Genomic DNA, 20,624 nt, shown 5'->3' with positions numbered 1-20,624 from the left:
TAATAATGTCTGAACCAGGAAGGCAACCGAAAAAGGAAGAGGGAAAAGCAGAAAAAAACATCGCGCCGAGGCGCGATGAATAATTATTTAAGATTGAGGACGTCTTGCATCGTGTATAAACCACGTTGATGCTGATTGAGCCAAACCGCAGCTCGTACGGCGCCTTTGGCAAAGGTGTTTCGATTAGACGCCTTGTGAGTAATTTCTACACGCTCGCCAATATCGGCAAACATCGCCGTATGCTCGCCAACAATGTCACCTGCTCGAAGCGTGGCAAAGCCAATTTCATCTTTGCTTCGCTCTCCGGTGATCCCTTCACGCGCATAAACCGCCACATCGCTAAGTTTATTTCCCATTGCGCCGGCAATGGCTTCACCCATACCGAGTGCGGTACCAGATGGTGCATCAACTTTATGACGGTGGTGCGCTTCAACAATTTCAATGTCGCACTCTTCTCCCATCACTTGGGCTGCCTGCTCTAACAACTTGAAGACAAGATTGACACCAACACTGTAATTCGGGGCCATCACCATGGCTGTCGAAGCCGCCGCTTCTTCAATGGTTTGCTTTTGCGAGTCATCAAACCCTGTCGTACCTATGACCAACTGCTTGCCTTGTGCTTGGCATAACGTCAGGTTGGCCAGGGTCGCAGCAGGGGCGGTGAAATCAATGACCACATCGAAGTCGTCACTCACTTTCGCCAAATCGTCCACCACATTAACGCCTAACCGGCCAATGCCCGCGAGCTCTCCCGCATCGGTACCGACTAAGCTGGATTCCGGTCTTTCGCTCGCGGCCCCTAAAGTGGCACCTGGATACTGTGAAACCGCTTGGATAAGGTTGCGACCCATGCGCCCAGCCGCGCCTGCTATGGCAATACGTACCATGATTTTCCCCTTTGTCACTATGCCAGTTCACTGGCTCCTTCTTGGTAGCCAATCACTCTAGCGCGTTCCTTGGCACTTGTATATTGGCGAAAAAAAGGGAAGCACATGCTCCCCTCGCCGTCTTGAACATCACCCTAGGTGACTTCTCGAATTTGCAACTCTTTAGGCACTTCAAAAAACATGTTTTCTTCACGCCCTGCGAGATTATCAACATGGGTGGCACCCAGCTGCTTGATTCGCTCGATAATTTGATCCACTAACTCTTCTGGTGCCGACGCACCGGCCGTGATCCCGACCGTCTGCTTGCCTTCAAACCAGGCCGGATCGATATCTTCCGCCGTATCGGTTAGATAACCTGGCGTGCCGAGTTTTTCGGATAACTCGCGCAGACGGTTTGAGTTGGAGCTGTTTTTTGACCCAACCACCACCATCACATCACAGCTTTGCGCTAAATCGCGCACTGCGTCTTGGCGGTTCTGGGTGGCATAACAAATGTCGTCTTTACGTGGTCCTTGGATGTTAGGAAACACCTTACGCAAGGTATCAATCACATCCGCGGTTTCATCGACCGACAGGGTGGTTTGGCTCACATAGTGCAAGTTATCAGGATCGCTCACTTTCAAGGTATACACATCCTCTGGGGTTTCGACCAAATACATGCCGCCGGTTTCACTGGCGTATTGCCCCATGGTGCCTTCCACTTCAGGGTGGCCGGCATGGCCGATCAATACCACTTCCATATTCTTACGACTGGCACGCGCAACCTCCATATGCACTTTCGTCACCAGCGGGCACGTGGCATCAAATACGGTTAACTGACGCGACTTGGCCTCATTACGCACCGCTTGCGACACGCCGTGGGCGGAGAAAATCACAATATTGTCGTCGGGCACTTCGCTGATCTGCTCAACAAAAATCGCCCCACGCTGCTTTAAGCCTTCCACCACAAAGCGGTTATGCACCACTTCATGACGGACATAAATGGGGGGCTGATAGATTTCTAGCGCGCGCTCAACAATACTGATGGCACGGTCAACCCCTGCGCAAAAGCCACGGGGATTGGCAAGTAAGATCTTCATGTGTCCGCCTTTATTGCACACTTATAATTTCAACATCAAAAATGACGGTCTTCCCAGCCAGCGGGTGGTTAAAATCAACCGTGACGGAATCCCCAGTCACTGCCGTCACAATGCCCGGGATCTCCTGCCCTTGCGGCCCACTAAAGGCAATGATCGCCCCTTCTTCTGCGGGCGTTTCTCCACCAAAGTGACGGCGATCCATGTGATGGATATTATCCGGATTAGGCTGGCCGAATGCATCCTCTGGTGCCAAGGTGAAGCTGCTCGACTCCCCTTCTTTTAAACCAAGAAGGCAAGTTTCAAAGTTTTCCGTCAAGCTACCGTCGCCCATCACCAGCTTCGCCGGTTTACCCGCATTATGGGTGGTATCGGCAACCGAACCATCTTCCAGTTTGATGGTAAAGTGCATAATGACTTCGCTAGACGCTGTGATTGCTTTCATGATTCATCCTTTTAGACAGTCGCGGTTTTGCTGATAGATACGCATCATCCTTGTTTGGTCGATGACTGGCCTTGACGAAAACTATCTAGGATTATCAATGCAGCGCCCAAACATATCGCCGAATCGGCGAGATTAAACGCTGGCCAGTGCGAACTTCCGAGATAAAAATCAAGGAAATCAATCACGTAGCCATGCACAAGACGATCAAACAAATTACCCAGTGCGCCACCAATGATCATCGCATAGGCAATATTGATCATGCGTTTGCTGGCCGGTGTTCCCCGCATCCAATACGCCAATAATCCGCTCACCCCCAGTGCAATCGCACTGAACAGCCAACGCTGCCAACCGCCGGCATCACTTAAAAAACTAAACGCCGCGCCGTGGTTGTGCACGTATGTAAGATTGAAAAAAGGCAGCACTTCAATCCGATTCGCAAACCCGTATTCCATGGTTTGCATCACCAGCCACTTGCTGCCGATATCGAGAGCAAAGACCAGCGGCGCTAGCCAAAGCCAGCGCCATCCTGATTGTGAGAGGGAAAGAGTCTGCATCACGCAAATTGGCGAGTTTCGCCTTCTCCTGCAATATTGGTCACGCAACGGCCACAGATCTCTTCATGACCCGCAATGGTGCCAACATCAGCGACATGGTGCCAACAGCGCTCACACTTAGCCGCGCTTGATGCCGCCACGTCCACAGCCAAGCCGTCGAGTTCAGTCTGTGTTGCGGAATCAGGGGCATCTCCCGCGATCACGGTTGCTTTCGAGGTCAACAGCACAAAGCGAAGTTCGTCGCCCATCAAGCGCAGCTTCTCGGCAAAGTCTGTCGGTGCATAAAGCGTGACTTCCGCTTCTAATGAACCGCCGATGACTTTTTCATTCCGGGCTTGCTCTAGGGTTTTGTTCACTGCACCGCGAACATCGAGCAATTTCGCCCAGAACGCCTGATTCAGCACAGCCTGCTGTTCTAAGTCAAACAAGCCGTCATACCAGACTTCGGTGAAGACAAACTTGGTTCGCTCGCCGGGCATTTCATTCCAGATCTCATCCGCGGTAAATGACATAATCGGTGCCATCCAGCGTACCAGTGCTTCCACGATGTGGAACAGCGCCGTTTGACAGCTGCGGTGCGCATGGCTGCCTGCTTTGGCTGTGTACTGACGATCCTTGATGATATCGAGGTAGAACGAGCCCATTTCAATCGAGCAGAACTGCATCAAACGCTGAGTCACTTGGTGGAAGTTACAAGCATCATACGCGGCAGTGATCTCTTGCTGCGCTTCGAGGGCGCGGCTGACGGCCCAGCGATCGACCGCCACCAAATCGTCTGGAGCAACCAAGTCAGTTTTAGGGTCAAAACCGTGTAGGTTAGCCAGCAAGAAGCGCGAGGTATTACGGATACGACGATAGGCATCGGCACTGCGTTTTAGAATTTCATCCGACACACTGATCTCACCCGTATAATCGGTTGATGCCACCCACAAACGGAGAATATCGGCACCCAGCTTGTTCATCACATCTTGCGGCATGATGGTATTTCCCAGCGACTTCGACATCTTGCGGCCATTACCGTCGACGGTGAAGCCATGGGTGAGTACACGGCAGTATGGGGCTTTGTCTTTAATTGCCACCGACGTCATCAGTGATGACTGGAACCAGCCACGGTGTTGATCCGAGCCTTCCAAATACATATCGGCTTCTTGACCGTTAAACTCGTCACGCTGATTAACCACAGCATAGTGCGTTGCGCCAGAGTCAAACCACACATCCAGGGTATCCAAGACTTTCTCGTACTGATCAGCGTCATCGCCCAACAGTTCATTCAGATCTAAGTCCCACCACGCTTGAATACCGGCTTTCTCTACGCGCTGAGCCACCTGCTCAATCAGGTTGAGCGTATCCGGGTGTAGCTCTGAGGTTTCTTTATGAACGAACAGGGCAATAGGCACGCCCCAAGTGCGCTGGCGCGAAATACACCAGTCTGGACGCCCTTCCACCATTGACTCAATGCGGCTTTGTCCCCAGTCAGGGATCCATTCAACGTTCTTGATCTCTTGCAGCGCTTTATCTCGCAGACCCGCTTTGTCCATGGCAATGAACCATTGCGGCGTGGCACGGAAGATAATCGGTGTTTTGTGGCGCCAGCAATGCGGGTAGCTGTGCTCATACGCGTGATGATGCAATAAGGCACCGTGCGTTTTCAGCGCTTCAATCACGCTGTCGTTGGCTTTAAACACGTGTTGACCGGCAAACAGCGGCGTGTCGGGCAGATACACACCATTGCTGCCAACCGGGTTAGCTACTTCGAGATCGTATTTTTGACCGACCACAAAGTCTTCTTGACCATGACCTGGCGCCGTGTGAACCACACCGGTACCCGATTCAGTGGTAACGTGATCGCCTAGGATAACTGGCACATCAAAGTCATAAAAAGGGTGTTGAACACGTTGAAGCTCCAGCGCTTCGCCCTTACAGAAGCCAAGGTTGTGATAGTGCTCAATACCCGCACGATCCATCACATCTTTTGCCAGCTCTGCGGCAAGGATCAAGCGCTGTGGCTGGTCACCTTCCACTTGCACCAAGACGTATTCCAAGTCCGCCGCAACGGCGACCGCACGGTTCGCTGGCAAAGTCCAAGGCGTCGTGGTCCAGATCACCGCGGATACTGGGCCTTCGCCTTGGTGATCGCCCGCTAGGGTAAATACGTTCAATAACGCCTGCTCATCAACCGCGCGGAAAGTCACGTCAATCGACGGTGATGTTTTATCTTGGTACTCAACTTCGGCTTCCGCGAGCGCCGAACCACAGTCTGTACACCAATGCACGGGCTTGAAGCCTTTGTGCAAATGACCATTGCCCGCAATTTTACCCAGCGCTCGAATAATATTGGCTTCGGTATTAAAGTCCATGGTCAGGTAAGGCTTATCCCACTCACCTAACACGCCAAGCCGTTTGAAGTCGGCTTTTTGACCTTCCACTTGCTTGGCCGCGTATTCACGACATTTTTCCCGGAACTCGGCGGTGGAGATTTTCTGACCTGGCTTGCCAACTTTTTTCTCTACCATCAATTCGATAGGTAGACCATGGCAGTCCCAGCCAGGGACGTACGGTGCGTCATAGTCCGCCAGCGTTTTCGATTTAATAATAATGTCTTTGAGAATTTTATTAACAGAGTGACCAATGTGAATATTGCCGTTCGCGTACGGAGGACCGTCATGCAAAATAAATGTTTTTTTGCCTTTCTTCGCTTGACGGATTGCACCGTAAAGATCTTCATCGTACCAACGCTTGAGCATATCAGGCTCGCGCTTAGCAAGATTACCTCGCATCGGAAACGCGGTTTCCGGCAGGTTTAAGGTATCTTTGTAGTCACTCATTGATTATTGATTCCGTATGGAGGTTACACTCTAGACATTATTGGCATCAGCCAGCCACGCACGCGCGGCTGATGCATCTCGTTGAATTTGCATTTTTAACGCGTCTACTGACGCAAATTTGGTCTCGTCACGCAACTTATGTAACAAGCTTACTTCAAGCTGTTTGCCGTATAAGTCGAGCGTGTGATCAAAAAGGTGTACTTCGAGTTGCTGGTGCGTGCCGTTTACCGTAGGACGGTGCCCTACATTCGCCACCCCAGGCAACGATTGCCCATCGATGGCCACCGTTACCGCATAGACACCAGAAACAGGTGAAACGCGACGTTTAAGCAACACATTTGCAGTAGGGAAACCAATCGTCCGCCCTAGCTTGCGACCGTGGGCAACCCGGCCACAAATACTGTAAGGACGCCCTAGCATATCGGCCGCCACTTGCATCTTTCCGGCGGAAAGTGCATCACGAATGGCCGTGCTACTCACACGCCGGTCGCTCACACAAAAGCTCTCGGTACTGACAACCGCAAAGTCATGCTCTTGTCCGGCTTGTTTTAAGCGCGAAAAGTCGCCAGTTCGCTTAAGGCCAAAGCGAAAGTCGTCACCCACAACCAGAAACTTAACACCCAATTGATTGACCAACAAGCGGTCCACAAAGGCATCAGGGCTCATGGCGGCGAATGCCGGGGTAAAACTCACGCACAACAGCCTGTCGACGCCCAGTTTGGCAAGCTGGGTGTATTTGTCCCGCAATCGCGATAAACGGGCAGGCGCTTGCTCTCCGAGAAATAACTCGAGCGGTTGCGGCTCGAACAGCATGACGGTCGCAGGCAAGTCAAGGGCTCTGGCCTTCTCAACGACTTGACGCAAAACAGCCTGGTGGCCGAGGTGGACACCATCGAAATTCCCGATGGTCAGTACACAGCCTCGGTGTTGCGCCCGGATGTTGTGGATGCCTCGAATTAATTCCATCGCCTGCTGACTATTTGAACTATTAAAACTGGCGGATTATATACTAGTCAGCGCTGGCAATCAGCCCTGGATTGATAATCCGCGCGCTCTATCATCCACGATGACGAATATCACTCACCCGTACACCGAGCAACAGGGCGGTGACAAGATAAAGCGCGCCGCCTCCCACAATAAGGCTGGCTAACGTTAAGCTTCGAGATAACAAGGACATCGACACCCACTGAGACAACGCAGGCATCACCAGGTACAAACCGGCAATCATCACCCCCACAGCCAACACGAGTTTGCTAATAAATCCGACGGTTGCCCGCGATAATTGATAAATGCCTTGGCGGTGTAATCCTTGATAGAGCAGGCCGGCGTTAATCAACGCAGACAGTGCGGTGGCTATGGCCAGACCGACATAACTAAACAAGTAAGCAAAGATGGCGTTGAAAACCATGTTGCTCACCATCGCTATCACACCATACTTTACGGGCGTTTTGGTGTCTTGGCGGGCGTAGTAACCAGGCGCAAGGACCTTAATCACCATAAAATTGACCAAGCCACAGGCATAAGCCATCAACGATAAACTCGCCGCTTCTACGTCAGGGACGCCAAATTCACCACGCATAAAGAGCACCATCAACATCGGTTGGGCAAGCACGATCAAACCCGCCATCGCTGGGATCCCAAGGAGCAACACCATACGCACGCCCCAATCCATGGTGGCAGAAAATTGCTGAGGCGATTGGTCAACATGCTTTTTCGATAGCGCCGGCAAGATCACGGTGGCAATGGCAATACCAAACAGGCCGAGCGGAAATTCAAGCAAGCGATCAGAGTAATACAGCCAACTGATCGACCCTGTCATCAAGAAACTGGCAATAAAGGTGTCGAATAATAGGTTAATTTGGCTCACCGAGACCCCGAAAAGCGCGGGAATCATTAGCTGACGTATTTTCACTACCCCAGGATGCTGCCAGCCCCACTTAGGTTTTACCAGCATGCCTTCTTGAGAGAGGAAAGGCAGTTGAAATAAAAGCTGAACCGCGCCCCCAATAAAGACACCAATCGCCAAACCTATTTCAGGTTGGGCAAGATGCGGGGAGATCCCTATAGCCGCCGCGATAATGGCGATATTCAAAAAAACAGGGGTAAAGCTCGACACCGCAAATTTATTGAGGGTGTTAAGTATCGCCCCAGATAAAGCCACAAAGGTAATAAACCATAAGTAAGGGAAGGTAATTTTGAGCATCAAGCTGGCCAACTCAAACTTGGCACCGTCAGGCCGGCCCTCGAGCCAATCCACGAACCAACCTGTACCAAACAGCGCCGCTAGGACGGGCGAACCGACCACCCCGAGCAAGGTGACAAGAGTGACCAAGCCACCTAAGGTGCCCACCACATTGGCGACCAGTTCACGCGAGTGCGCGCGTGTGTCATCATCTTTATCTCGCGCTTGATATTCAGTTAATACGGGCACAAACGCTTGCGAGAAGGCGCCTTCTGCGAACAAACGACGCAAAAAGTTCGGAATTTTGTTGGCGAAAAAGAACACATCGGCGGCGGCGCCTGCCCCCATCAAGTTCGCGATCACCACATCACGGACCAGCCCTAAAACACGGGACACCAAAGTCATGGTGCTCACGATGAGCCCAGAGCGTAAAAGTCGCTTACTCACGGTTACCTCTTGAAAACACGTGCCCAATGCGCGTCACTGTCGCACCTTCATTGTTTCTTTCCGCTGTCACGTTATCGCTGACATCGATAAGAAATGGAAATATAGGTGACGTCGGGGCTGAAATGCTGATAGAATCAGCCGCCATATTAACTGTGATAACCCCGCAGCGCCAACACATCGTTGGAGCGGCGGATCTTTGCACAAATGAATTGACAATAGAGGTAAAAAGAGGCATAGTCCTCCGCCTTGAAATGTCACCGAACAAAAAGATTTGGGAGTTAGACCCTTGGCGAATATCAAATCTGCTAAGAAGCGTGCGATCCAGTCTGAGAAGCGTCGCCAGCACAACGCAAGCCGTCGCTCTATGATGCGCACTTATATGAAGAAAACTGCTTCAGCTATCGCTGCAGGCGACAAAGAAGCAGCAACTGCTGCTTTTGCACAAGTTCAGCCTATTCTTGATCGTTCAGCCACCAAAGGCCTGATCCACAAGAACAAAGCAGCTCGTTACAAAGCAGCATTCGCAGCACAAATTAAAGCGCTGTAATTTTGCTCTTTGCAAAGAGATAAAAAAAACCGGCTTCGGCCGGTTTTTTTATTGCTTAAGGGTTGGGTGAATCCACGGTTTCCTTACAATACAGATCATGTAATAACTGGATAACCGCCTCAACTTCATCACTTTTTAGCGAGTAATACACGGTTTGCGCTTCTTTACGCGTGGCCACTAGGCCATCTTTTCGAAGCCAAGCAAGGTGTTGAGACAGCGCCGACTGGCTTAAAGGCACTCGCTCCACCAGCTGCCCAACCGACAACTCTCCTTGCAGTAGATAACACAGAATGAACAGGCGTTTCTCGTTGGCCATGGCCTTGAGCAGGTTTACCGCCTTCGGCCCATTCTGCTGCATGCGGGCTAAATCCATTCAACTTCCATCACTCATTAATACTCATTGCCACGAGTCTAGCACGATCTTTATGCCAATCTGTAACTAAACAAATAAGCGGCTGTAATCTGCCTCACAAATCCGCTTGACCGCCGGATGCTGGATCATTCGCTCGGCGAATATCACATAGTACTCTTCTTTGACCGCACTCAACTCGACAATTTGTACGGCTTGCCCGAGGCGCGTCACTTCCTCGGCATAGGTGGTGGGCGCAATGAATAACGCCTGATGACTAATGCCAAATGCTTTCATCAGTGCAGAGTCATCAAACTCACCCAGTATGTTGGGCACGATGCCTTGTTGATCAAACCACTGTGTGAGTTTTCGTCCCATAGCGGTCGCTTTGCTCGGCATCAATATTTTTTGCGTGGCAAGACGGATAGGTAGCGGCACATCGGGGGGCTCTGCGGGATTAGAGGAATACAAACTCATGCTACTCTCACCAAGCTTGACGCTAAATAACCCCGCCTGTTGCGTGGAATCGACTGGGCAGTCGGACAAGATCATATCCAATTTATGCTGAGAGAGCTGTTCGAGTAGCATCTCGTGCGTCGATTCAAAGCAACGTAGGTGGATGGCATTATCGTTCGGGATAGCATGAAGCAAGATTTGACTGATCAAACGCTTAGATAAGGCATCAGCCACCCCTACATCAAATAAGATGTTTTCTTGTTGGCTATAGTTAACAATATCCAGCATCTCATAACTCAAGCCAAACATACGGTCCGCATATTGAAAAACGAGCTGACCCAGTTCGGTGGGCTCAACATAACGGCCATTGCGTTTAGTAAGCTTGCCATTTAAGCGCTGTTCCAGCGCTCGGATTTGCCCTGTCACAGTTTGTGGTGTTAAACAAAGTTTGTCCGCCCCTTGGGTGATCGAACCTTGCTTGCAGACCATCCAAAAATAGTAGAGGTGGTTGTAGTTTAGGTGAGCCATGCTGATTGATAAAAAAACGCCAGACGAGCAGCTTACGCTGCCCCTCTGGCGCCTTCAAGTTTCATGCTCGTTTTAGTCTTTCACATCATCTTTATCGAGCGGCTTTCTCACCCGCTCTCCAGCACGATGCTCTAACGCACGCTCTGAAAAGCTCGACCCATTTTCGGCTTTATCTTTGTCGTTTAATGAGGCCGTCATCGCTTTTCCATCTGCCACGCCCGCTAAGTAGGCTTGGCACACGTCGCTGTTATCCTTTTCTCCGTGGCAGTACATCTCCTGGTTCGCCGCCATGGCAGAGCCAGAGACGGCAACCAGGCTAGTAATCAATGCTAGTGTCGCCTTCTTCATACTCGTCTCCTCGTTCATCAGCAAGCGCGCTGGCTGGGGGCAATGCAAAGTGCAAGACCGCATAACCAATCACCGCGGCCAAGGTTGATCCTATCAAGATCCCCAGACGAGAGAGTGTGACGAACTCGCCATTCACACCGACAAAGGCCAGTGACGAGATAAAAATAGACATGGTAAAACCAATACCACAAAGCACTGACACCGCGAAGATGTGGGTGAAATTCACACGTGCTGGTAATTTGGCAATGCCGAGTTTCACCGCTGCCCAGCTAAAGCTAAAGATACCCAAAGGCTTACCAATCAGCAGACCCAATGCAATACCTAACGGCAACATTTCGGTTAAGTTTGCCAAAGAGACGCCATCCAAAGACACCCCGGCATTCGCAAAGGCGAAGATAGGCAGGATCAAATACGACACATAAGGATGGAGGGCGTGCTCCATTTTTTTCAACGGTGATGGGTCATCCTCCGTTTTACCTTTCAGTGGGATGGCAAAGCCAAGCACGACACCGGCGAGGGTCGCGTGAACACCTGACTGTAAAACACTGAACCACAGCACCAAACCGACCACCACATACGCGGTGATACTGGTGACCTTGCGCATGTTCATCGCCACCAAGACTAAGGTAGCAGCAAACGCACTGGCTAACGCAACCACTGACAGATCACTGCTGTAAAATAGCGCGATGATCACTATTACCCCAAGATCGTCAATAATCGCCAGTGCGAGCAAGAAGACCTTTAGCGCCAACGGTACACGATTACCCAGCAATGCCAAGACACCGAGGGCAAAGGCAATATCGGTCGCGGCCGGGATCGCCCACCCCGATACCGCGAGAGGGTCACCCCAGTTAAAGGCTAAATAGACCAATGCGGGGGCGAGCATCCCACCAATGGCGGCGACCGCCGGGAAGGTCGCTTTGTCTTTCGAGTTTAAGGCACCTTGCACCAACTCACGCTTCACTTCCAAACCAATCAGCAGGAAAAAAATCACCATCAAGCCATCGTTGATCCAATGACCAACCGATAAACCGGCTATATAGGTATGAAGGGTGCTGTCATATAAAGGCTGTAGATCCGAGTTCGCTACGAACATCGCCAATACCGCCGCAATAATCAGCACAATACCTCCTGCGGATTCCATTTTCAGAAACTGACGAATGACATCAGTCATTTAAGCACTCCATACAAAAAAAGTGGATTTCCGTAGTCTAGTCAGCCAGACCACTTTTAGAAAAATCGTTTGTTCTGATAGTAAACATCGGAAAAACCGATATCAAAACTAACTTACCATTGATTTATTCGCAGTCTAATCTTTTTTATCCTTGCTAACCGCCCTGTGTCTAGCATAGTGTCAACGCGCGCCTCCCTGTTACATTTTTTCCACGGATTTTTTTACGGCACCGAACGGGCACAAATAATACTTAAAATCAGCAAGCTAACTGGCGCGAATTCCACTGATAACCTCGTCCAGATCGGATTTTCAAACCACTGCAGTATTTGTGTCATATTTCTGAAATATTACCTTCTTACTATCGCCGCAGATTTTTGCTTTGACACTAAACTGACATCGAACTGTCACGGAGATATCTTATGACTCCCCATGCTACAGCGGTAGAGGCAACCCAGAGCTCCTCAAATTGGTTCCGTTGGACCAAGCTTGCCGTCATGCTTTACCTCCTACTGGTGGCCGTTGCCATGGTAGGAAGCGGCTTTAAATGGGCCGTCGGCGACGAAGCAAAGACGCTCTTCGCGTTCGCTTCTCATCCCGTAGCTGGCTTAATGATTGGTATTGTTGCTACCGCATTGATCCAATCGTCAAGCACAGTCACCTCTATTATAGTTGGCTTAGTCGCAGGTGGCCTCCCCGTTGAAGCCGCGATTCCAATGGTCATGGGGGCAAACGTAGGCACCTCGGTCACTAACACGATCGTGAGCCTTGGGCATGCCCGCTGTAAAGTGGAGTTTAGTCGCGCATTTAGTTGCGCCACCGTCCATGATTTCTTCAACCTTTTTGCCGTTGCTATCTTCCTGCCATTAGAGATGGCGTTCGGTTTGCTGAACAAGATTTCCGAGTGGTTGGTTTCACCGCTGACGCAAGCCAGTGACATGAGCATTAAAGGTTTGAACTTTGTTAAACCGCTGACAAAACCCGTGGTTAACGCGGTGCAATCACCGCTTGAAGCCGCCCTGCCTGGTAACATTGGTGGCGCTATCATGATTGTCATGGGGATTGCTGCCATCGTGATTGCGATTACCATCATGGGCAAAGTGATGAAAAAGCTGATGGTCGGTCGTGCCAAAGACATGCTGAAGAACGCGATTGGTCGTGGTCCACTGCACGGTATTTTCTCAGGCTCTGTGGTCACTGTTTTGGTGCAGTCTTCATCGACAACCACCAGCTTAATGGTGCCGCTAGTCGGCTCAGGGGTGCTAAAAGTCCGTGACATCTACCCCTTCACCTTAGGCGCCAACATTGGGACTTGTATTACCGCCCTGCTCGCCGCCACGGCGGTTACCGGTGAATTCGCGGTCTTTGCCCTACAAATCGCGTTGGTGCACTTAAGCTTCAACATCTTGGCGACGACGCTGATTTTCGGTATTCCGTTCTTGCGTGAATTGCCGCTCAAAGGGGCCGACTGGTTAGGCCAATTGGCAGCCAAATCAAAAGCGGCGGTACTGGCTTACATCGGCCTCGTCTTTGTGATTGTTCCAGGAAGCATTGTGCTGTTGTCACAGTGATGGGTTGACCTCCCGCCCAAGCGCAAAAAACCACCGCCCGTGCGGTGGTTTTTTATTGGAGACACCAAAGTAAGTCAGATAAAGATGTCGCGATATCGATAAGACGTCACTAAATGGCTATCGGTGCTTTAATCGTTGGGTGCGGCTCGTACCCTTCAATCTCAAAGTCATCAATTTGATAATCGAAAATAGACGCCGGTTTACGTTTGATCACCAAGCGAGGTAGCGCACGCGGTTCACGTTTTAGTTGCTCGTAAACAATCTCGTCGGTTAAATGATTATGATAAAGGTGCACGTCTCCAAAGGTATGGACAAAATCGCCCACCGCTAAATCGCATTGTTGCGCAATCATATGAGTGAAAAGCGCATAGCTGGCAATGTTAAACGGCACACCCAAGAAGTAATCGGCGCTGCGCTGATAAAGCTGGCATGAAAGCTTGCCATCAGCCACGTAGAACTGGAACAAGCAATGGCAGGGGGCTAAAGCCATCTTGCCTTGTTCGGCGTTCTCGGTTGGGCTTATCGACTCATCAGGCAAATCAGCAGGGTTCCAAGCGGTAATGATATGACGACGTGAATTAGGTTTCGTTTTAATTTGCGCGATCAGTTGTTCGATTTGATCCACCGTCGAGCCATCAGGACACGCCCACGAGCGCCACTGCGCGCCATAAACGGGGCCAAGGTCACCGCTTTCAGTCGCCCACTCATCCCAGATACGCACCTTATTTTCTTGTAAATAATGAACGTTCGTATCGCCGTTGAGGAACCACAAAAGCTCATGGATAATGGCACGCGTGTAGAGTTTTTTGGTGGTGAGTAGCGGAAAGCCAGCGGCAAGGTCAAACCGCAGTTGCCGACCAAACACTGACCGTGTTCCCACGCCCGTGCGATCGCCTCTATCCGTCCCATTATCGAGAATATCCTGCATCAAAGCCTGATACTGCTTCATAGTGTTTCCTATCATTGGCCAAACGAACAAAAGGCACCGCATAGGGTGCCTTGGTGTGATAAACAGTATATCTGATTACGCGCCATTAATCATGGTGCAGGCGTGCGCTTGTAAGCCCATCCGATCATCACTGCCCCCGCAATAATCATGGGTAATGACAACAGTTGTCCCATACTGAAAATGCCGGCAAACAAGCCTAGGTGCGCATCTGGCTCACGGAAATACTCCACAATAAAGCGGAACGTCCCGTAGCCAGCCAAGAAAAGCCCTGATACTGCACCCATCGGTCGCGGCTTTTTGATGTAGAGGTTGAGGATCACAAACAGGGCGACACCTTCTAGCGCAAACTCATAGAGCTGTGAGGGGTGCCGCGGCCAAGGGCCACCACTTGGGAATACCATCGCCCACGGGACATCGGTCACCCGTCCCCAAAGTTCACCATTGATAAAATTCCCTAGACGACCAGCGCCCAGTCCAAACGGTACCAGCGGCGCGATAAAGTCAGCAACGGTAAAAAAGTGACGCTGAGTTTTACGCGCGTACCACGCCATGGCGGTGATCACACCCAGCAAGCCCCCGTGGAAGGACATGCCACCGGTCCACACTTTGAATAAAAACAGCGGATCGGCAATAAAGGCATCAAATTGATAAAATAGGACATAGCCAATACGTCCCCCGAGCACGACGCCCAAAAAGCCAGCAAAAAGGAGATCGCTGACTTCTTCTTTGCTCCAACCGCTATTCGGTTTGGCCGCACGATGATTCGCAAGCCACAAGGCGAACACAAAGCCAAGTAAATACATTAAACCGTACCAACGCACGGCTACCGGACCAAGTTCAAATAAGATGGGGTCGATTGACGGAAAGGTAATGTAGCCTTCGGCCATGAATGGGATCCTTTATTTCAACAACATGCTGGCGCCGACAATAACAAGAAAGACGGCAAAAATACGTTTTATTTGCGCAGTGGGTAGTCTCACCGCCAGTTGAGCACCGACCCGTGTCATCAATACCGACGTTGACACGACGCCGAGCAACGCAGGCAAATACAAATATCCGACACTGAGCGCGGGCAAGGGTTCCGTTTGACGCCAGCCCAACCACATAAAACTCATCATGCCACCCAGCGCCAACACCGCGCCCCCCGCCGAGGCACTGCCAATGGCTTGGTGCATACTCACTCCGCGCCAATGCAGGTATGGGACGGTAAACGAGCCGCCCCCGATCCCCGCCAAGCTAGAAAGTGTTCCGATCAGCGTGCCCGCAAAGGACAGTCGCAGCCAATGCGGTAAAGGACGCGCGCGATAGGGACGCCGATTGAGCAACATTTGTAGCGCCATAGCGAGCACTATCACGCCAAACAGGCGGGGCAACCAATCGTGTGGCAGCCGATCCGCAAGCCCTGCCCCCAAGACGCCGCCCAGCATCATGCCAGGGACGAGCGCTTTAACCGCCTCAAGATGAACATTCCCCAGACGAAAATGGCGCCAAGCAGAGGCACTCGACGTCAGTACAATGGTCGCGAGCGAGGTAGCGAGCGCAATGGGCATCACCACAGTGGGCGCAATACCGAACACAGGGAGGAGAAAGGTCAGCGCAGGCACGACGACCAACCCGCCACCAATTCCCAGAAGGCCAGACAACGTCCCCACGCAGGCACCCAGCAGCATACACACTACAAAAAGTAGGGCCGTTAAGCTGGTGATCATCGCAGCTGTCCGACTTTGACCAACGCCTCTAACCCTTGCGCGGCCAGAAAGGCTTCAGTGGCAGCGCGGATCTCGTCTGGATGATCCAGAGTTAGCATCTGCTTGGCCTGCGTGACTAAATGCGCGTGCGGTAAACGGCTTAGCAAATACTTAATCTTGGCCACGTTGCGGGTATTCATACTGAGCTGGTGATACCCCAACCCCACCAGCAAAGACGCCCCCACCGGATCGCCGGCTAGCTCTCCACACACACTAACCGGAAGCTGATGACGGCTCCCCACAGCGGCAATCGACGCTAATGCGTGTAATACCGAGGGGTGCAGCGCATCAAAAATATCAGCCACGCGCGCATTGTTGCGATCGACCGCTAAAAGATATTGAGTGAGATCATTGGTGCCGACCGAAAGAAAATCGACATCGCGCGCAATGTTATCGAGCTGATAAAGAATAGAGGGAACTTCAACCATGATCCCCAATAAAGGGATATTGATACTTTGCCCAGCTTGGTGTGCCTCTTGGCTGACCTCTTGATAAGCACGGCTAATCAACGCCTTGGCTTCCAATAACTCGTTACGCCCGGAGATCATCGGCAGCAATAGCTTAAGGTTGTTAAAACCAATACTGGCACGCAACATGGCGCGAACTTGAATCAAGAAGATATCCGGGTGGTCGAGGGTAAAACGGATCCCGCGCCAGCCTAAAAACGGGTTGTCCTCTTCAACACTTAAATACGGTAATGGTTTATCGCCGCCAATATCTAAGGTGCGCATCACCACAGGTTTATCAGGGTAACTGGCAAGAATCGCACGGTATTGTTTGACCTGCTCGTCTTCAGACGGAAAACGGCGCTGCATCAGAAACGGCACTTCCGTACGAAAGAGCCCAACACCGTCAACGCCCTGATTGATTGCAATCTGGCTATCGGCGCTCAAGCCGGCGTTTAAGTGAACTTCAATACGCGTGCCATCCTGAGTATGTCCTGGTGCCGCGAGTGCCGTCTCAAACGTAGACTGTAGGCTCGCTTCCTCTTGCACGAGGTGCTGGTATTCATTGATCAATGCCTCAGCAGGCTCGATCATCAGCACCCCTTTGTGGCCATCGAGGATCACGGTTTTTTGATGAAGCTTAGCGGGCGAAAAGCTGACGCCCATCACCGCCGGGATCCCCAACGCACGCGCCAAGATCGCCGCGTGTGAGTTCGCCGCCCCTTCTTCCGCCACCACACCAGTGAGCAACGCGCGAGGAATGGACGCTAACATGCCCGCCGTTAGCTCTCGCGCCAACAGCACAATGGGTGTCGAAACCGGTGGTGGACTCCCCGCAGGCGCAATTAAAAAGTAAAGCAGCCGCTGTCCTAACTCTTTCACATCGCCCGCTCGGGCTTTTAGGTAAGGATCATCCATCGCGGCAAAACGGGCAGAAAAGGCTTCAACCGTTTGTCTCACCGCCCAAGTGGCGGCATCCCCTTGTTGGACCCGTACTGTCATGTCTTCACGCAGCATAGGATCGTTAAGCAGATGAACAAACAAATCAAAAATCGCCAGCGCGTCTTTTTGCAGCTCTTTATCAAAGCGTTTACGCAGACGGCGAAACTCGGTACTGGCATCGTCAATCGCCGCGTCCAGTCTGTCGAGTTCACCTTGTGTATCTAGGTGGCAAGCAGGCGCCACCTCTTCAAGCCGCGGTTGAGAGTCATCACACCATGCTTGTGCGATCCCAATGCCCGGCGACGCAGGCATTCCCTCTAGCAACACGGGAGACGGCGCTCCCTGCCAGCCACCTTGGGCATCGGCATGCGCAAACACCACGGCCAACTGCGCGGCTAAGGTCACGAGAAAGGACTCTTCGCTCTCATCAAACTGGCGGGGTTGATGTTGTTGCACCACCAGCACACCCAACACCTTTTTGCGATAAATGATGGGCGTGCCAAGAAAGGATTGAAAGGCATCTTCGCCGGTGGAGGGGAAGGGTTTGAACGCGGGATGCTTGCGCGCGTACGCCAAATTTAAAGGCTCAGCACGCTGACCCACCACACCGACCAAGCCCTCGCCAAATGCCATCGACACTTGTGCACAAGGGTCGAGGCCTTGTGTTGCCATAAGCTCAAACTGTTGGTGTTCGGCATTGGCAAGATAAACGGAGCAGCACTCGGTACGCATCGCCACGCAAGTTTGTTGCACCAAGGTGTGTAACGCCTGCTCAAGATCTGAAGACGCCGCCACACTTTGCACAATATTCCTTAACTGCGTGAGCACCCAATCTCTCCTTACATTTATCCTCGCTTGTGTCGACGCCGAGGTTTGCGTTCTTTAAACGGCATCGCAAGTGGCGCGAATTCTTTCATCGCACGCCGATACACTTCACGCTTAAATGCCACTACTTGCCGCACTGGATACCAATAGCTCACCCAGCGCCAGCCATCAAACTCTGGTGTCCCCCCGCGCGAGACATTAACGCGTGACTCGTCACATTCAAGTTTGAGCAAAAACCACTTTTGCTTTTGCCCGATACACACGGGCTTGGAATCCCAGCGCACAAGGCGTTTGGGTAACTTGTAGCGTAGCCAATGTCGACTAGTCCCCAAGATGCGTACATCTTTTTTAGTCAGCCCCACTTCTTCATACAATTCCCGGTACATCGCTTGTTCAGGGCTTTCCCCTTCATCGATGCCACCTTGTGGAAACTGCCATGAATGCTGACCATATCGACGAGCCCAGAGAACTTGACCGTGGCCGTTACAAATTACTATCCCCACGTTGGGACGATAGCCATCGCCATCAATCACTGGACGACCTCAATGATAAATCTCTACTGAACCTGATTTTTTCACAAAAAGCGGTGAAGGGTAAACAAACATTGTGGATTGAGCGTTGTTTTTGCGCACTCGTCGTCATCTGAGGATAACTTAGCCCCTAACAGGAAGTTATAAACATAGCAATGAGAGTTTGCGCACATTTATTCACGCTTTCTGTGGATAGATTTGTGAAGAAGCCTAGAAAAAGTTCACTTCTCGAACGATTAAGGATCGCGTCATAGAATCAAAAGCGACCCCAAAAACAATAAATGTATTAATAATCAGTTAATTAAACCCATCCCACAACAAAAGGATCCTTTTTAAGATCGAGCGATCGTCAAATACACACAGATCGCTTAAAGATCCACCAATCAGAAAATTATCCACACCAATAGCGCAAAAAAACGGCAAGTTCGCGATTTTTCACATTTTCACCCTCCTTTACGTACTGTATATTTGATCATGACAGTCAGGAATCCTATCAATCATCCTTCATCTGTGGATAACTACAAGCGTACGGATAGGATCATCAAGGGTAGGATCGACTTGCAGCCAATACAGCAGTTCTTGATAATGCACGCTCTCAACGTAACGAGCAGGATCCCAGCACAGTGATACAGCCCCCCGCATCCGAGCAGGTATTGATGGAGCGTGCGCTCGCCCTCGCCGGTCTGACCCTTGGCGAAGTCAGCGAGACACTGTCTATCCCTTGTCCAGCGTCACTCACGCGAGAGAAAGGTTGGATTGGCATGTTACTCGAGGCCTGTTTGGGCGCCAACGCCGGCAGCAAACCCGAACAAGACTTTGCGCATTTAGGCATTGAGCTAAAAACAATTCCGGTCAACGACGATGGTAAGCCGCTGGAAACCACCTTTGTGTGCGTTGCGCCGCTCACTGGGATCGCGGGGGTGCGCTGGGAAAATAGCCATGTGCGGCAAAAACTGTCACGCGTCTTGTGGATCCCCGTTGAAGGCGAACGCGATATACCGGTATCACAGCGCCGCATTGGCACGCCATTATTATGGTCCCCTAGCCAAGAGGAGGAAGCGCGACTGCGCGCCGATTGGGAGGAGTTAATGGATTGGGTAGCACTAGGTCGCGTGACGGAAATCACAGCCCGCCAAGGTGAGTCTCTCCAACTACGACCCAAAGCAGCCAACGGCAAGGCCTTGACCGACGCTTTCGGCCCCGATGGTGAGCCGATCCGTACCTTGCCGCGCGGCTTTTATTTACGCACGCAATTCACCCACCAAATCTTGCGTCGTTACTTTGTGGATCCGAAGTAAGTGTCAATCCGCATGCATGACATCCCGCGCGTTTAGGTAAAACATCAAAAACGAATTGGCATATCTTCTCGACAGCTTGGCTCGCCCCCGGTGGCAAACTCATCGTAAGGGTCCATCAAGCGTAATACGCCCTCTTCAATTCCTAGGGCTTTAAGTTTCTCCCCGACTTGCCCGACATGATCAAACTGCATCACTTCACCGGTTTGGTCTGAGCGTAAAGGCTCTAATTCATGCTTCACTTCTACTTCGACCGAATATTTTGCGCCGCCTGCGTGTGCCATCACATAACATTGTGGACATGAGCGAGGATCCGCGCGCATCCAGGCTTTAAGCTGTGAATAGTTCATCTGACTTTCCTCTAGATTACACTTTTTCGTGTCCATCATGCCTAGCAATAACACCGCGCTCAGACCGATACCATCGGACAGTCCATTTAGTAATGGTCAATATTTAACCAGCTGTCAAGCCGCAGCTAAACCGCTTTCGATCATTTTTAAAAT

20 protein-coding genes are annotated in these 20,624 nt (G+C 51.3%); 3 read left to right on the top strand and 17 right to left on the bottom strand.

Translation table 11 applies throughout. The features are described from left to right. Positions 1–83: 83 nt before the first annotated feature. The 7 genes from dapB to murJ all read right to left on the bottom strand — a co-directional run bounded on the left by dapB (position 84) and on the right by murJ (position 8,416). A complete protein-coding gene (gene dapB / locus WN56_RS11340; protein ID WP_046075107.1) occupies positions 84–887 on the bottom strand; it encodes a 4-hydroxy-tetrahydrodipicolinate reductase in 804 nt (267 codons plus the stop codon). A gap of 134 nt (positions 888–1,021) precedes the next feature. Continuing rightward, positions 1,022–1,966: a 4-hydroxy-3-methylbut-2-enyl diphosphate reductase gene (ispH, locus tag WN56_RS11335; RefSeq protein WP_046075106.1), complete on the bottom strand. Its 945-nt coding sequence runs from the start codon at positions 1,964–1,966 to the stop codon at positions 1,022–1,024. Between the two features lie 10 nt (positions 1,967–1,976). Next, entirely contained in the window at positions 1,977–2,408 is a 432-nt protein-coding gene (gene fkpB, locus WN56_RS11330) for an FKBP-type peptidyl-prolyl cis-trans isomerase (RefSeq protein WP_046075105.1), read from the bottom strand. Positions 2,409–2,452: 44 nt separating this feature from the next. Continuing rightward, positions 2,453–2,962, bottom strand: coding sequence for a signal peptidase II (gene lspA / locus WN56_RS11325; protein ID WP_046075104.1), 510 nt, complete (start codon positions 2,960–2,962; stop codon positions 2,453–2,455). After that, positions 2,962–5,787, bottom strand: coding sequence for an isoleucine--tRNA ligase (gene ileS / locus WN56_RS11320; protein WP_046075103.1), 2,826 nt, complete (start codon positions 5,785–5,787; stop codon positions 2,962–2,964). The genes lspA and ileS overlap by 1 nt, the downstream gene beginning before the upstream one ends. A gap of 30 nt (positions 5,788–5,817) precedes the next feature. Beyond that, positions 5,818–6,753, bottom strand: a complete 936-nt coding sequence (gene ribF, locus WN56_RS11315; RefSeq protein WP_046075102.1) for a bifunctional riboflavin kinase/FAD synthetase — start codon at positions 6,751–6,753, stop codon at positions 5,818–5,820. Positions 6,754–6,844: 91 nt separating this feature from the next. Further along, positions 6,845–8,416, bottom strand: coding sequence for a murein biosynthesis integral membrane protein MurJ (murJ, locus tag WN56_RS11310; protein WP_046075101.1), 1,572 nt, complete (start codon positions 8,414–8,416; stop codon positions 6,845–6,847). A gap of 286 nt (positions 8,417–8,702) precedes the next feature. Between murJ and rpsT the strand changes: the two genes are divergently transcribed. After that, complete coding sequence (gene rpsT / locus WN56_RS11305) at positions 8,703–8,963, top strand: 30S ribosomal protein S20 (RefSeq protein WP_046075100.1); 261 nt, start codon at positions 8,703–8,705, stop codon at positions 8,961–8,963. A gap of 55 nt (positions 8,964–9,018) precedes the next feature. Here the strand turns inward: rpsT and WN56_RS11300 are convergent, their stop codons facing one another. The 4 genes from WN56_RS11300 to nhaA form a co-directional block, all read right to left on the bottom strand. Beyond that, on the bottom strand, positions 9,019–9,336 hold the full coding sequence (locus WN56_RS11300; protein ID WP_046075099.1) for a metalloregulator ArsR/SmtB family transcription factor: 318 nt from the start codon (positions 9,334–9,336) through the stop codon (positions 9,019–9,021). A gap of 66 nt (positions 9,337–9,402) precedes the next feature. Further along, positions 9,403–10,296 carry a transcriptional activator NhaR gene (gene nhaR / locus WN56_RS11295; RefSeq protein WP_046075098.1) on the bottom strand — a complete coding sequence of 298 codons (894 nt, stop codon included), beginning with the start codon at positions 10,294–10,296 and terminating at the stop codon, positions 9,403–9,405. Positions 10,297–10,368: 72 nt separating this feature from the next. Then, positions 10,369–10,644, bottom strand: a complete 276-nt coding sequence (locus WN56_RS11290) for a hypothetical protein (protein WP_046075097.1) — start codon at positions 10,642–10,644, stop codon at positions 10,369–10,371. After that, the gene (nhaA, locus tag WN56_RS11285; RefSeq protein WP_046075096.1) at positions 10,613–11,818 is read right to left on the bottom strand and encodes a Na+/H+ antiporter NhaA; all 1,206 of its coding nucleotides are present in this window, start codon (positions 11,816–11,818) and stop codon (positions 10,613–10,615) included. The genes WN56_RS11290 and nhaA overlap by 32 nt, the downstream gene beginning before the upstream one ends. A 419-nt stretch (positions 11,819–12,237) precedes the next feature. Here nhaA and WN56_RS11280 point away from each other — a divergent pair, with 419 nt between their 5' ends. After that, on the top strand, positions 12,238–13,386 hold the full coding sequence (locus WN56_RS11280; RefSeq protein WP_046075095.1) for a Na/Pi symporter: 1,149 nt from the start codon (positions 12,238–12,240) through the stop codon (positions 13,384–13,386). 109 nt (positions 13,387–13,495) lie between these two features. On the opposite strand, the gene WN56_RS11275 is transcribed toward WN56_RS11280, so the two are convergent. The 5 genes from WN56_RS11275 to rppH all read right to left on the bottom strand — a co-directional run bounded on the left by WN56_RS11275 (position 13,496) and on the right by rppH (position 18,829). After that, positions 13,496–14,335: a thymidylate synthase gene (locus tag WN56_RS11275; protein WP_046075094.1), complete on the bottom strand. Its 840-nt coding sequence runs from the start codon at positions 14,333–14,335 to the stop codon at positions 13,496–13,498. Between the two features lie 89 nt (positions 14,336–14,424). After that, the gene (gene lgt / locus WN56_RS11270) at positions 14,425–15,222 is read right to left on the bottom strand and encodes a prolipoprotein diacylglyceryl transferase (RefSeq protein WP_046075093.1); all 798 of its coding nucleotides are present in this window, start codon (positions 15,220–15,222) and stop codon (positions 14,425–14,427) included. Between the two features lie 12 nt (positions 15,223–15,234). Then, positions 15,235–16,041, bottom strand: a complete 807-nt coding sequence (locus WN56_RS11265) for a sulfite exporter TauE/SafE family protein (RefSeq protein ID WP_369795707.1) — start codon at positions 16,039–16,041, stop codon at positions 15,235–15,237. Continuing rightward, positions 16,041–18,299 (bottom strand): phosphoenolpyruvate--protein phosphotransferase, encoded by a 2,259-nt coding sequence (gene ptsP / locus WN56_RS11260; protein ID WP_046075091.1) that lies wholly within the window; start codon positions 18,297–18,299, stop codon positions 16,041–16,043. Before ptsP ends, WN56_RS11265 begins: the two co-directional genes overlap by 1 nt. A 17-nt stretch (positions 18,300–18,316) precedes the next feature. Beyond that, positions 18,317–18,829 (bottom strand): RNA pyrophosphohydrolase, encoded by a 513-nt coding sequence (rppH, locus tag WN56_RS11255; protein WP_046075090.1) that lies wholly within the window; start codon positions 18,827–18,829, stop codon positions 18,317–18,319. A 623-nt stretch (positions 18,830–19,452) separates the two neighbouring features. Between rppH and mutH the strand changes: the two genes are divergently transcribed. Next, positions 19,453–20,124: a DNA mismatch repair endonuclease MutH gene (gene mutH / locus WN56_RS11250; protein ID WP_197075754.1), complete on the top strand. Its 672-nt coding sequence runs from the start codon at positions 19,453–19,455 to the stop codon at positions 20,122–20,124. Positions 20,125–20,168: 44 nt separating this feature from the next. Here mutH and WN56_RS11245 read toward each other — a convergent pair whose 3' ends face one another. Then, positions 20,169–20,471, bottom strand: a complete 303-nt coding sequence (locus WN56_RS11245; RefSeq protein ID WP_046075088.1) for a DUF6482 family protein — start codon at positions 20,469–20,471, stop codon at positions 20,169–20,171. Between the last annotated feature and the right edge of the window lie 153 nt (positions 20,472–20,624).

This window comes from Salinivibrio sp. KP-1, assembly GCF_000968645.1.
Taxonomy (GTDB): Bacteria; Pseudomonadota; Gammaproteobacteria; order Enterobacterales; family Vibrionaceae; genus Salinivibrio; species Salinivibrio siamensis.
This window is presented reverse-complemented; position numbering and strand designations above follow the sequence as displayed.

What these genes read in the sequence shown, in the direction of transcription:
- WN56_RS11300 (WP_046075099.1), bottom strand. Translation starts at nt 9,336, where the DNA reads ATGGATTTAGCCCGCATGCAGCAGAATGGGCCGAAGGCGGTAAACCTG.
- lspA (WP_046075104.1), bottom strand. Translation starts at nt 2,962, where the DNA reads ATGCAGACTCTTTCCCTCTCACAATCAGGATGGCGCTGGCTTTGGCTA.
- ispH (WP_046075106.1), bottom strand. Translation starts at nt 1,966, where the DNA reads ATGAAGATCTTACTTGCCAATCCCCGTGGCTTTTGCGCAGGGGTTGAC.
- nhaA (WP_046075096.1), bottom strand. Translation starts at nt 11,818, where the DNA reads ATGACTGATGTCATTCGTCAGTTTCTGAAAATGGAATCCGCAGGAGGT.
- WN56_RS11290 (WP_046075097.1), bottom strand. Translation starts at nt 10,644, where the DNA reads ATGAAGAAGGCGACACTAGCATTGATTACTAGCCTGGTTGCCGTCTCT.
- nhaR (WP_046075098.1), bottom strand. Translation starts at nt 10,296, where the DNA reads ATGGCTCACCTAAACTACAACCACCTCTACTATTTTTGGATGGTCTGC.
- WN56_RS11280 (WP_046075095.1), top strand. Translation starts at nt 12,238, where the DNA reads ATGACTCCCCATGCTACAGCGGTAGAGGCAACCCAGAGCTCCTCAAAT.
- WN56_RS11245 (WP_046075088.1), bottom strand. Translation starts at nt 20,471, where the DNA reads ATGAACTATTCACAGCTTAAAGCCTGGATGCGCGCGGATCCTCGCTCA.
- ribF (WP_046075102.1), bottom strand. Translation starts at nt 6,753, where the DNA reads ATGGAATTAATTCGAGGCATCCACAACATCCGGGCGCAACACCGAGGC.
- WN56_RS11275 (WP_046075094.1), bottom strand. Translation starts at nt 14,335, where the DNA reads ATGAAGCAGTATCAGGCTTTGATGCAGGATATTCTCGATAATGGGACG.
- dapB (WP_046075107.1), bottom strand. Translation starts at nt 887, where the DNA reads ATGGTACGTATTGCCATAGCAGGCGCGGCTGGGCGCATGGGTCGCAAC.
- fkpB (WP_046075105.1), bottom strand. Translation starts at nt 2,408, where the DNA reads ATGAAAGCAATCACAGCGTCTAGCGAAGTCATTATGCACTTTACCATC.
- ileS (WP_046075103.1), bottom strand. Translation starts at nt 5,787, where the DNA reads ATGAGTGACTACAAAGATACCTTAAACCTGCCGGAAACCGCGTTTCCG.
- lgt (WP_046075093.1), bottom strand. Translation starts at nt 15,222, where the DNA reads ATGGCCGAAGGCTACATTACCTTTCCGTCAATCGACCCCATCTTATTT.